This is a genomic window from Aeromonas dhakensis, from assembly GCF_002285935.1.
Taxonomy (GTDB): Bacteria; Pseudomonadota; Gammaproteobacteria; order Enterobacterales; family Aeromonadaceae; genus Aeromonas; species Aeromonas dhakensis.
On record NZ_CP023141.1, the window covers coordinates 3,622,185 to 3,634,599 of the forward strand.

General features: G+C 61.4%; 10 protein-coding genes. All 10 read right to left on the bottom strand.

Going from position 1 to position 12,415, the window contains the following annotated elements:
* Window position 1: 1 nt before the first annotated feature.
* Genes tssH through tssB form a run of 10 tightly spaced genes read right to left on the bottom strand, consistent with a single transcriptional unit; the run spans window position 2 to window position 11,843 of the window.
* The gene (tssH, locus tag CK627_RS16800) at window positions 2–2,644 is read right to left on the bottom strand and encodes a type VI secretion system ATPase TssH (protein WP_095592922.1); all 2,643 of its coding nucleotides are present in this window, start codon (window positions 2,642–2,644) and stop codon (window positions 2–4) included.
* Window positions 2,645–2,664: 20 nt separating this feature from the next.
* Window positions 2,665–3,444: a type IVB secretion system protein IcmH/DotU gene (gene icmH, locus CK627_RS16805; RefSeq protein ID WP_167385371.1), complete on the bottom strand. Its 780-nt coding sequence runs from the start codon at window positions 3,442–3,444 to the stop codon at window positions 2,665–2,667.
* A gap of 22 nt (window positions 3,445–3,466) precedes the next feature.
* Complete coding sequence (gene tssK / locus CK627_RS16810; RefSeq protein ID WP_017764290.1) at window positions 3,467–4,801, bottom strand: type VI secretion system baseplate subunit TssK; 1,335 nt, start codon at window positions 4,799–4,801, stop codon at window positions 3,467–3,469.
* Between the two features lie 2 nt (window positions 4,802–4,803).
* Window positions 4,804–5,316, bottom strand: a complete 513-nt coding sequence (tssJ, locus tag CK627_RS16815; protein ID WP_095592923.1) for a type VI secretion system lipoprotein TssJ — start codon at window positions 5,314–5,316, stop codon at window positions 4,804–4,806.
* Window positions 5,316–6,596: a type VI secretion system-associated FHA domain protein TagH gene (gene tagH / locus CK627_RS16820; RefSeq protein ID WP_042050940.1), complete on the bottom strand. Its 1,281-nt coding sequence runs from the start codon at window positions 6,594–6,596 to the stop codon at window positions 5,316–5,318. The genes tssJ and tagH overlap by 1 nt, the downstream gene beginning before the upstream one ends.
* A 56-nt stretch (window positions 6,597–6,652) precedes the next feature.
* Window positions 6,653–7,651, bottom strand: a complete 999-nt coding sequence (gene tssG, locus CK627_RS16825; RefSeq protein WP_095592924.1) for a type VI secretion system baseplate subunit TssG — start codon at window positions 7,649–7,651, stop codon at window positions 6,653–6,655.
* On the bottom strand, window positions 7,615–9,381 hold the full coding sequence (tssF, locus tag CK627_RS16830; RefSeq protein WP_095592925.1) for a type VI secretion system baseplate subunit TssF: 1,767 nt from the start codon (window positions 9,379–9,381) through the stop codon (window positions 7,615–7,617). Before tssF ends, tssG begins: the two co-directional genes overlap by 37 nt.
* A gap of 3 nt (window positions 9,382–9,384) precedes the next feature.
* A complete protein-coding gene (gene tssE / locus CK627_RS16835) occupies window positions 9,385–9,816 on the bottom strand; it encodes a type VI secretion system baseplate subunit TssE (RefSeq protein WP_010634233.1) in 432 nt (143 codons plus the stop codon).
* A gap of 6 nt (window positions 9,817–9,822) precedes the next feature.
* Window positions 9,823–11,301: a type VI secretion system contractile sheath large subunit gene (gene tssC, locus CK627_RS16840; RefSeq protein ID WP_017764288.1), complete on the bottom strand. Its 1,479-nt coding sequence runs from the start codon at window positions 11,299–11,301 to the stop codon at window positions 9,823–9,825.
* Between the two features lie 38 nt (window positions 11,302–11,339).
* Window positions 11,340–11,843, bottom strand: coding sequence for a type VI secretion system contractile sheath small subunit (tssB, locus tag CK627_RS16845; protein WP_095592926.1), 504 nt, complete (start codon window positions 11,841–11,843; stop codon window positions 11,340–11,342).
* Window positions 11,844–12,415 lie beyond the last annotated feature (572 nt).

Genomic DNA, 12,415 nt, shown 5'->3' on the forward strand with positions numbered 1-12,415 from the left:
CTCAAGCCCCCACCTCGGCCACGAACTGGTGATCGGCCACGGAAAAGTGGACGCGCTTGATGGGTTCACCGGCCGAGAGGCGCTGCAGCAGTTGCAGGGAGACCGGCGGCAGCAGGGCACCGTCGATGACGGATTCCAGCATGCGGGCGCCGTTCTCGCTGCGATTGGCCCGCAGCAGGATCTCCTCGGCCACCTCATCGTCCAGCACCACCTCGGCGCCGAAGCGCTCCTTGAGCAGCTTGACCAACCGGTTGAGCTTGCCGCCGACGATCTGCACCAGCGTGTCGTGACCGAGCGGCAGATAGGGGATCACCTCCATGCGCGCCAGCAGCGCCGGCTTGAAGAAGGCGGCGAGCTCCGGATAGAGGGCATCCAGCAGCACGTCGGGCTGCTCGGCGTGATCGACTATGGTCTGGAAACCGAGGTTGGAGGTGAGGAAGAAGACCACGTTCTTGCAGTCGATGATGCGCCCTTCCCCGTCCGCCAGCTCGCCCTTGTCGAACGCCTGATAGAAGAGGTTGAGCACGTCCGGGTGAGCCTTCTCCACCTCGTCCAGCAGCACCACGGAATAAGGCTTCTGCCGAATCGCCTCGGTCAGCACGCCCCCCTCACCGAAACCGACGTAGCCGGGCGGCGAGCCGATGAGGCGCGAAACGGTGTGCTTCTCCTGATACTCGGACATGTTGATGGTGGTCAGATACTGGCGGCCACCGAACATCAGCTCGGCAATCTGCAGCACGGTTTCGGTCTTGCCGACCCCGCTCGGTCCCACCAGCAGGAAGGCGCCCAGCGGACGGCCGGGACGACGCAGGTCGGCGCGCGCGGTCAGCAGGTGCTTGTGCAGGTGGGCCACCGCCACATCCTGCCCCTTGATGAGCTCGCCGAGGTATTCCGGCAGACGGGTCACCACATCGAGCTCCCCTTGCGAGATGCGATTGAGCGGCACCCCGGTCCACTCGGCGATGACGGCGGCAATCTGGGTCTTGTCGACGTGGGCGGAGACCAGCACTTGCCCCTGCTGCAACTCGGCCAGCTCGCGCTCGAGGGTGGCCAGCTGCTCGGCAGCGGCCTGCGGATCGAGGGGCGCATCGGCGAGATCCAGCGCCTCTCTGGCCAGCATCTCATCCTGCTGATCGGCCAGCAGGGCTGCGCGCAGCTCGACAATCTGGTGCACCAGCCCCTGCTGCTGCTGCCAGCGGGCCTCCTGCTCGGCCAGTTCTTCGCGGCAAGCCTGCTGGGCCGCCTTCAGTTCGGCCAGGCGCTCTGCGTTGTCACCGAGGCCGATCAGGCTCTGGCGCTCCAGCTGGCGGATCTCCAGCTCGCGCTGGCGCAGCGCGTTTTGCAGGTGGCTGACCGCGCGCGGCGGCGTGGTGAGATTGATGGCCACCCGGGCACAGGCGGTGTCGAGCACGTCAATAGCCTTGTCCGGCAACTGACGGCCGGAGATGTAGCGGGCGGAGAGCTGGGCGGCGGCCTGCAGCGCCTCCTCGTCGATCAGCACCCCGTGGGCCTTCTCGTAGATGCTGCGCAGGCCGCGCAGGATCACGGTGGCCTCGTCGGCATCGGGCTCACCGACCTTCACCAGCTGGAAGCGGCGCGACAGGGCCGCGTCTTTTTCCACGTATTTCTTGTACTCGCCCCAGGTGGTGGCGGCGATGGTGCGCAGCTCGCCCCGGGCCAGCGCCGGCTTGATGAGGTTGGAGACATCCAGCCCGCCGGCCTGGTTGCCGGCCCCGATCAGGGTGTGCGCCTCGTCGATGAAGAGGATGACTGGTTGCACGGCGCCCTTGACCTCCTGCATCACCCCCTTGAAGCGTTTCTCGAACTCCCCCTTGACCGAGGCGCCGGCCTGCATGGCGCCGAGATCCAGCGTCATCAGCTCGACCCCGCGCAGCTTCTCGGGCACCTGACCCGCCACCATGCGCAGGGCCAGCCCCTCGATGAGGGCGCTCTTGCCGACCCCGGCCTCCCCCACGACTATGGGGTTGTTCTTGCGACGACGGGAGAGGATGTCGATCATCAGGTCGATTTCGTGATCCCGGCAGAGCACGGGATCCAGGCTGCCCTGGCGGGCCTGTTCGGTCACGTTGACGGTAAAACGGGCCAGCAGGCTGGCATCGGCCGGCAGAGCGGCCTGGGCCGTCTTGCCGCCCGGGGCTGTGATCACTTGCGTCTCGGCGGACTCCTTGACCCACTCATCAAACTGCTGGCGCAGTAGCTCGCGATTGACCTTGGCAAGCAGGCGGGTCACCGAGCCCGGCAGATAACGCTGGGGGGTCATCAGCAGCACCAACAGCATGACGCCGCTGCGCAGCTGGGCATGTTGCAGCTCGGCAGAGGCGAGCAGCCAGCTGTCTTGCAGCCACTCCACCAGCATGGGCGAGAAGGAGGGGTAACACTGGCCATAGCTGCCATCGGCAGCGGACGGCTGCAGCAGGGTCTTGAGCTCTTCCACCTCCACCTCTGCCACCTTCAGGATCTGGCGCACGTCGCTCAGCGGGGTTTCCAGCATCTTGAGCAGCAGGTGCTCGATGCGGATCTCGGCCCCCTGGTGATTGACACAGAGGGCCGCAGCCTCCTCCAGCATGTGACGGCAGATGGGGTTGAGTCTTTCCACCAGTACCGGTAGCTCTATACGAATCAAGGCGTGCTCTCCTTAAGTATTTATTTTAATAATTCGCCCAGTTGACGCAGTACGTCCTGGGTCTGGTTATTGAGTTGATGGTGATAGAGGCCGAAGATCAGCGCCAGGATCAGCGCCCCGCCCATGAACAGGCTGCGCAGGGAAACCTGCTTGCGCAGCTGATAGCGGGAGGCCTGCTGCCCCAGATCGAGGTGAAACACGCTGGGCGCCTCGCCACCAGCCTCGGGCGCCAACTGCTTTTGCAGCTGGCGCACGATACGCTCGAACTCTTCCCGTCCCTGGCTCATCACCTTGTAGCGCCCCTCGAAACCGAGGCAGAGGCACAGGTAGATGAACTCCAGAATGTCGCGGTAGCGCACCGGGTCTTCCTGCAGGCGCGCCAGCAGCACGAACACCTTCTCGCCGCCCCAGGTCTCGTTGTGGAAGCGGGCCAGCAGGGAGTGCTGGGACCACTCGCTCTGGCTGCCCCAGTCGCGCCCCATCACGGCCTCGTCGATGAAGGTGCAGAGGATGTAGCGAAACGACAGCACCACCCCGTTCTCGTACCCCTGGGCCATCAGCTCCTGTTCGATGGCCTGGATTTCGGTCACCACCCGCTGATAGAGCTCGGGCACCCGGTCGTAGCGCGACAGCAGGCGCACCCGCTGCACCAGCCCCAGCAAGGGGGTCACCGCGTCGATCATCGGGTTGATGCTCTGGCCGCGCAGGCGGAACCAGTAGTCCGAATCCATGTCCAGCTGCTCGGCGTGATCGAACAGCAGGTCGCTGAGTTGCTCGTTCTTGATAATGTCCGTGGTCATCTCTGCTTATTCCTTGGTGCGATCACTGGCTGCGAATGGCCCAGAGCTGCATGTCGAGCTCGGGGAAGTCGCCGGCGATGTGGAAGGCAAGGGTGTTGCTGACCGCCAGCATCTGCCAGGCCGGGCTCTGCCGGTCGAGCTGGAAGTAGCTGTAACCGGCGTGATAGGGCAGCTGGCGCGGCGCCACCGGCAGCGGCAGCAGCGGGATGCCGGGCAGTTGCAGGCTGATGAGCTCGCGGATCTTGTCGCTGGAGGCCACCTTGGTCTGCTGCAGCAGCTGCTTGCGCAACTGCTCCTGCGGCATGCGGGCGCGCACCGCCAGCACGAAGTCGGCGCTTTTCATCAGCTCGCTTTCGTTCACCATGGCCACCATGATGCCGTACTGGTGCTTGCGCAGCTGGATGGAGACGGCACGCGGCGACAGCACGGTACTGAGCGCCTGGCGCAAGGCCAGCATCACCGGCTCGAAGCTCACCTGCTGATCGTCGTGACGATAGGCCGGGAACTCCGGCGGTAGGCGGGACTCGTCAGTGAAGGTCATCAGCTCGCCGCACAGTTGCACCAGCGACTCGTGCAGCCGCTCCGGGTGCAGGGTACCCAGGCGCGCCAGATGGGAGAGCTGGGGCTGGGCCCGGTTCAGGAGCTGTAACATCATGAACTCGGCCACGTCGGCCACCCCTTGCTGACCGGGCGCCGCGATCCGCTGGGAGAGGCTGCGGGCCCGCTCGGCCACGAGACCGGCCGACTCGCCGAGGAAGCGCTTGAGGGTCGGGATGGCGGAGACGCTGATGCTGCAGGGCATGAAGTTGGGATCCAGCACCAGACCGCCGTCCGGACGTTTGTCCAGAATGCGGGCAATCGCCAAGGAGGCGTAGGCGCTGCGATCTTCACGCTCCAGCATCAGCCGCAGGCTGACCCGCCCCACTTCGAGGGAGACCACGTCCCCCCCTTCGCTGTGCAGGTCGCGCACGTCGTGGCGATGGGCCTGCAGGCGGGTAGCCACCTGGCCGCCCTGCCCCACCTCGTTGACGCCGCTTACCGAGAGCGGCAGCGCCAGATAGACCTTCTGGTTGGCCACCGAGGCATCGGTGATCTCCAGCGGGGTCGGCAACATGTCGTCGTTGGGGATGTTGAACACGGTTCCGTCCGGCAGGATACCGGTGGCCCCTACCAGGGCGATGCGACCAAAGCCCAGGTAATCCTCGTTGATGGCGAGCGACTGCAAGCCGTAGAAATAGTCGGACAGCGCGCTCAGGCGAGCGTGCAGTGCGTAGTCCGAATGCCTTTGTTGTTGCTGGAAGTGCTGGGGCTTGATGAAGAGCCCCTCACGCCAGATAACCCGATTTCGACTCGACATGGTTATTCTTCTTTTTGCAGTTCCACTTCATCCAGGCGCAGGTGCACCAGGATTTGATAAGCCGCGCCCTTGCTCTTGATCTTGATGACCTTGCGCCACTCGGCACTGTCCGGGTCGGCGTAGCGTGCGATCACGCCGATGTAACGGGTCTTCTCGTCGAGCTTGACGGGGGGCAGGTATTTGAACTGGCCCGGCAGCAGGGTGTAGTCCTGATGGTCAAGGTAGTTCTTGCCAAGGGCCTTCTCGACATCTGCCGTCACCTGGTCGTAGTCGGTGGCGAGCAGCTTGGAATCCTCGGCCAGCAGCACCACCTGAAACTCGATGGGCGCCGCCTCCCCGCTCTCGTTGGGGTTGACGTCAGGCTCCGCCAGCAGGCTCAGCCCCAGGGTGGAGGGTTGACTGTCATTGCTGCCCACCTGGATATCCGGGTTCATGGCGACGTCGGCCATCTTGCCCATGGTGGTACAGCCAGCCAGGGCCAGCAGAGCCGCCCCCAGCATCAGCGCACGTATCATCAAATCAGTCCCTGTTGCTGACGCACGGCCTGGTCATAGGCCTGGGCATACACCTGATGGAACAGCTTGTCGAACCCCTGCTGGCGGGCGGAGGTGAGCTCGCGGTAGTAGTGCTGGTACATGTTCCAGGCCCAGCCTTCATCGGTCATGCCCGGCGCGCCGCTGCGGCGGTATTGTTCGAACCGGCCGATCAGCGCCTCGGGCGAGAAGGCTTGCAGAATACTGTCCAGCGCCGCGCCGATGGCCTGCTGGTTCGCCACGTGGTGAATACGCACGTTGTGCAGGCTCTCGGTCACCGCCGCCGGCGCGCTCAGGTGGACCGGGCTCTTCTGCTCGGCAAACAGCACCGCCAGGGTCTCGTCATAGTCAAGACCCAGGCGCAGCGGGTTGTCCTCGATGGGGCGCAGATGCTTGTCCGCCAGCGCCGCCTGTTCGGTTTGCAACTGCAGCAACCCCTCCACCATGGCCCGCACCGTCTTGCCCATCTCTTCGAGCATGTCGTGGGCCTGCTGAGTGTCCTGCAGTTGCAAGGGCTGACCCAGGCCACGCATCAGCGGGGTCAGGGCCACGTGATCGACGCCGTCCAGCGACAGCTGATAATCGGGGTGGTTCTCGATGCTGGGCATATCCAGAAATTCTTGGTTCATGGTGTTCTCGACAGCAGAAAAGGGGGCAAGGGGGGGAACGTCCACATCCGGCTGTGAACGCGGTGAAGCCTGCAGGCGACTATCCGCCAGCGGGCCATCCGTCGGCACGCCAGCTGTTGGCAAGCCATCCATCAACGAATTTGGGGTCCGGCGCTCCTGTTGCAGTGCCAGCAGGGGATCGGCCGCCAAGGTGCGCGGATCATCGGCCCGGGCGGCGGGCTCATCACCGGTCAGCCACTCGTCGAGCTGCTCGGTGGCACGATTGCCCAGCACCTGCTGCAGGCTCTGCTCCGGGGTGATGGCCCCCAGGTAGGTACGCAGCCGGAACGGGCCGACGATGAGCTCGTCCCCCTGTTCCAGATGCACCTTGCGGGCCCGCCCGATGGGTGAGGTGGCGCCATTGATGTAGGTCTGGCCGCTCAGATCGCACAGGCAGAAGCGACCGTCGTTGAGCTCGATGCGGGCGTGGGCGGGCAGCACGGCCCCCAACCTGTCCCGCAGCTGCCAGTCATCCTGCTCGGAGGCGCCCAGGGTCCCCCCCATCTCGTCGAAGCGGTACTGCACCTGCTGGCTGCCGTCGAGCTGTTCGCTGTTGAGCACCACCAGGGAAAGTTGCTGGTTAAAATCGTCCACGGTTACTCCTGCACTGATCTCTGTACTTAAATGTTCTGCGCAGCTTATTTCTGCACTTATTCCTGCACACAAATGGTCACAAACGGATCGCTCGGCGGTTGGCCGAGAAAGGTACTCCACCCCAGGCGGGCACTCTGCTCTTCACCGAGTCTCAGTCCCTTCGCCTGCTCCTGGCCGAAACCAAGCCGTAGATCCCAGGCCAGCTGATCGCGCAGGATGAAGGAGACGAAGGTCACCAGGGCGTGGAAGTGCTCCCCGTTCGGCAGAAAGCCGAGAAACTGGCCAAAACTCAGGTTGTTGATCTTCAACAAGAACTTGCCAGCACAGTCGTTCACCTTGTCGCCGATGACAAAGTCATCCCCCAGGGTGGCGCAGGCACCGCCGAGGCGGTTTTGCTGATCCTGATGAATAGGCACCTTGCGCCACTGCCAGGCGCTCACCTCCACGTCCGCCAGATCGAAACAGTGGGCCACCAGACCAGCCACCACCTCGGGGGAGCGGCTGGGGCTGGCCAGCATGCCCGCATAGGAGAGCATCTTGGCCCGGTTGACCGGCAGGCTCTGGCAGACCGCCTCGTTGCCAAGCCCCACCAGGGCGAACATCAGGCGGGAGAAACCATCCTCGCCGTTGTCCTGAAACCGGACGTGGTAGCGATACTTGCGCCAGATCCGGTGCAGCAGGGTCAGCAGACGGTGATGGAAGAAGTCCAGGAACAGGCCGAGCTTCTGCTCCCCCTGGGCGTACTCCCATGCCAGCGAGTCGAGGTAATAGCCGGGCATCGGCGACTGGCTGCCATGCAGGCCGAGAAAAGCCACCTCCAGCTCGTGTCGGCCCTGTCCGTCCCGGCCAATCTGCAACACGTCGCTGGTAGGGAACCCCAGGGAGGCGGTCGCCTTGAAGCGGATGTTCTCGTCACCGGGCAGGTAGTCGAGCCCTCGCTCCTGATCGGTACCATCCAGCCGGTTGAGCAGCTCAACCAGCTGGAAGAAGTTGAAGCGGGGCGCGTCCTTGCCGGACGTCACATCAGGGAGTGCTGACCGATCTGGACTGGCCACTGATAGCGCTCCTTGTTGTCGAGATTGACCACCTCAAGCAGGTGGAAAGCGTTGACGCTGGCGTACAGCGAGAAGAAGTGGGCCAGCACGGTGCTGAACAGATAGAGCTCCCCTTCGCTGCCAAAGGCGGACTGGCGGATAGAAAGCACCGACTTGAGCCCCCGCACCGGCATGCCGCGTACCAGCCGGTCCACCGGTTTGGTTTCGATCTCCTCGATCCCCGCCAGCCGCTTGCGCGAGGCCTGCTCTGCCTGCTTGTCGTGCAGCGCCGGAAAATCGTAGGTGCGCAGCACCTGCACCAGGGCATCGCGGCGCAACAGGGAGACATAGTTGAGCGACAGGTTGGAGATCAGCGTCCAGTGCAGACTGCCGTCCAGCGCCGGGCGCAGCGGCCGGGTCGGCCGGATCAGGTTGCGGAAAGTGGCAAACGAGGGTGAACTGCCGGTTGGCACGCAGACGCTGCCCACCTTGAGGCGGGCGGCGCGGGAGCGGTTGGTGCAGGTGAGCGTCACCGAGATGGATTCATCCAGTTCGACCGTGGTGGTTTCATCCCCGCGCACGAACGAGAGGCTGTGCTCGAAACCATCCCCGCTCACCGCCTCCTTGACCCGCACCCGGTAGTAGAGCGCCAGCCGCTGCTTGGCCCGCTCTATCTGGTGCTGGAAGCTCTCGAACGGCTGATAGATGCGCGGCGTGCCGCGGGAGCGGCCGAGGTTCCCCTCGACCCAGCCTTCCACCTGATCCACCGAGAAGATCTCGAAGCCGTCGGCGTGGCGATAGCTCGCCTTGAGGGGGTACTCCGCCTGACGACCGTTGAGGTTGACCGGCTCGCTGTCGTGCTGGAACAGGTTGATGGCCGGCACGCAGTTGAGCATGAAGGAGTCGGGACGGATCTTGAGCTCCGCCGGCAGCGGCCGGTCGAAGCAGAAGTGCACCTTGAATTCGCTCACCGGCAACGGCTGTTTGGGCCAGTCGCCACCGGCGAGTTCGAAGAAGAGGAAGCTTTCCGGGAAGCAGAAATACTCCTGCAGGATCCGGTAGCCGGAATAGACGTTGTTCGGATAGGGCAAGAGCGCATCACCGCGCTCGAAGCCGACCGGTTTGAGGGCCTTGGCCTCCTGACGAAAGCGCTTGCCGTCGATCTCAAGCTCGATATGGGAGAGCTGGTTGGAGAGCCAGAAGTAGAGCTCATAGGCGGTGTAGCTGTCGCCACCGAGAAAGAAGCGCAGCTTGTCCAGCTGCAACTCGCTGAGCGGCAGAGGGGCATGCAGGGCGATATCGAGCGAGATGGTGGAGAGATCGTTGCCGCTCTGGGCGGCAATATGACGGATATCGGCCGGATAGACCCAGGTATCGTGACAGGTCTGGAAATGGCAGGTCACCTCGTCCATGGGCAGGCTGTCGAGCTGGCAGCCTTGCCTGACCAGCGCCGGCTGGGCGATGGCCCCCGGAATGACCGAAAACTGCATGATGGTCATGCTGGGCACGGGACGCAGGTAGTTGGGCCAGAGCATGTTGAGCAGACCGTGGGTCAGCTCGGGAAACTCATCCTCAATCTTGGCGCGCAGGTTGCCCGTGAGGAAGGCGAATCCCTCCAGCAGGCGCTCCACGTCCGGATCGCTATTTTGCTCCGACAGAAAGCGGGTGAGCTCGGGATGGCTATCTGCAAATTCGCGCCCTTGCAGGCGCAAAAATGCCAGTTCATCCCTGAAGTAATGTTCCAGCGACATTGATCAGACCATGCGGTAGTGACGATGACTGTCCATATGGACGTTGAACGAGGTAACTTGCTCGATATGCTCCAGCCGCACGTGGGCCGTCACCTGAAACGACATCTCAAGCGGACTCGCCTGATGGTCGGGTGAACGGACATCCACATGCACGATCCGCGGTTCATAACGACGGATGCATTGCCGGATCGCCTCCCGGATCCGCCCCTTGATGTCGGCACTGCCCTGGGTGGCATCGTTGAAATCGATGACCCCGAGGTCAGGTGCGCTGCGACAATTGCCGGGACGGGTGTTGAGTACCTGTTCGAGCTGCCGTTTAACAGACGCGATCAGTTCCTCAGACTCCGTACGGGGGGAGGAGCCAAGCCCCTCCCCCCTGATGCGATCAAACAGACTGGCCGCATTTCCTCTATCCCAGGAAGAGAGATGCGGCATCGGGCCTTATTCCTTGTCCAGACGACCTACCAGAGAGAGCTCGAAGCTCGCCCCCATGTACTTGAAGTGCGGGCGCACCGACATGGCAACCTGATACCAGCCCGGCTCCCCTTCCACGTCCAGCACCTTGATCTGGGCGGCACGCAGCGGGCGGCGACTGCGCACCTCTGCCGGCGGGTTTTCCTGGTCTGCAACAAACTGCCGGATCCAGCTGTTCAGCTCACGCTCCAGATCCTGACGTTCCTTCCAGGAGCCGATCTGCTCGCGCTGCAGCACTTTGATGTAGTGCGCCAAGCGGTTGATGATGAACATGTAGGGCAGCTGGGTACCCAGCTTGTAGTTGGTTTCCGCCTCCCGGCCTTCCTTGGTATTCGGGAATACCTTGGGTTTTTGCACCGAGTTAGCGGAGAAGAAGGCGGCGTTGTCGCTGTCTTTGCGCATGGTCAGGGTGATGAAGCCCTCTTCCGACAGCTCGTATTCACGACGATCGGTGATGAGCACCTCGGTCGGTATCTTCGCCTGCAGCTGACCCATGGCTTCATAGACGTGTACCGGCAGATCGTGGATGGCACCACCACTCTGCGGGCCTATGATGTTTGGGCACCAGCGATACTTGGCGAAACTGTCGGTCAGGGAGGTGCCCATCAGATAGGCGGTGTTGCCCCACAGATAGTGGTCGTGATCCGAGCTGATATCTTCCTGATAGTTGAAGCCCTTGATGGGGTTCTCGGTCGGATCGTAGGGCAGACGTGCCAGGAAGCGCGGTGCGGTCAGCCCCAGATAGCGGGCATCTTCCGATTCACGCAACGCACGCCACTTGGTGTAGGCCGGACCTTCGAAGACTGACTTGAGATCCTTGATGGAGGGCAGATCGGTAAAGCTGTCGACCCCGAAGAAGGCGGGTGCGACGGAAGAGATGAAGGGGGCATGGGACATGGCCCCTACCGCGCTGACATACTGCATCAGCTTGATGTCGGGAGAGCTGTGGGTGAAGGCGTAATCACCGATCACGGCCCCCACCGGCTGGCCACCAAACTGGCCATATCCGCTGGAATAAACATGTTTGTAGAGACCGGACTGGGTGATTTCGGGTGAAAACTCGAAATCTTCCAGCAGCTCTTCCTTGGTGGCATGCAGCACCTGGATCTTGATGTTCTCGCGAAAATCGGTGCGATCCACCAAAAGCTTGAGGGAGCGCCAGGAGGACTCCATCTCCTGCAGCTCCTTGGCATGCAGGATCACGTCCATCTGCTTGCCGAGCTTCTTGTCGAGCTCGACAATCATGCTGTCCACCAAGGCCTTGTTGACCGGACTGCTGGCAGTGCCGCTATCCAGGATGTTGGCAATCAGGGCAGCTACTCCCTGCTTGGCGACACTGTAACCCTCATCCACCGGGGTGATGCGAGCCTGCGCCATGATTTCGTCCAGCAAGGACGAGGAGGCGGCACTCGCCCCCGCTTGAACCTGTTCTTCGACCAAAGACATGTTTTTTCCTTTTCTCGTCAATCAATCCAACCCGGCGATCACTCGGCAGGTTTAATCAAATCCAGCTCTTTGAGCAGTTGCTCACGCGCTTCATCACTGGACAACAGCTCCTGCAAACGATTGCGGAAGGCGGGGATATTGCCGAGCGGCCCCTTCAAGGCAACCAGGGCCTCACGCAGCTCCAGCAGCTTGCGCAGCTCGGGCACCTGCTGGGCCACGCTGTCAGGGGTGAAGTCTTCCAGAGACTGGATCTTGATCGAAACCGGCAACTCGTCCTGGCTGTTTTCCTCCAGGCGATTGGGAACGGAAAAATTCAGTTCCAGTGCAGATTCTTTCATGACGGAAGAGAAATTATTCTTGTCGATGGAGACGGTCTGACGCTCCTCGATGGGGGGGTCTTCGGTGCGTCCCTTCATGTTGCCGACCACCATCATGGTCAAGGGAAGTTCTACTTCTCCCTGTTGACCTCCGGTCGACGGTACATATTTGATATTAATACGTTCCTTGGGTGCAACAGTGGCCCCATCAATATTTTTTCCCATGCTCTAAATACCAAGTTGTGGGTCTATCCAGACCCAAAAGCTTATAGCCGGTGGTTTAGCCAACAACTGTCAAAAATGACAGTTGACGCTATTGCCGGTTGGCAAGAGACCAATCCACTGGCCAACAGATATGCGTTCGACCAAAAAGAGCAACAGCTCTAATTATCAAAAGCACAATACCCACTTGTTTATTCATAACAACCCGAAGTGCCTCTACTCTATCGTTAGAGGTCATATTGGCTTAAATGCCATTTATAATTAATGGTATATTTATAGATGAGCCACCGTCAATGAAATATCCGTGAAAAAGAAACTACAAAAATAAAAAACCAATTAAAACAACGGTTTAACTGCAACCACTTAAATCTTGAAAGGTGAGGATTGATATATTAACAAAAAACAAACTTATAACTTTCAACTGTTATGACACCCCATCACGCCAAACTCCAGCTGTTATGCGTCAATTATTGACTGATTGAGTCAAGATAGTAATGCGCCAGGTTATGACGCAAGAAAGAAGAAAAGAATTGTTCATACATGAAAACATGATAAAGGTTGTTTTCATCTACGCG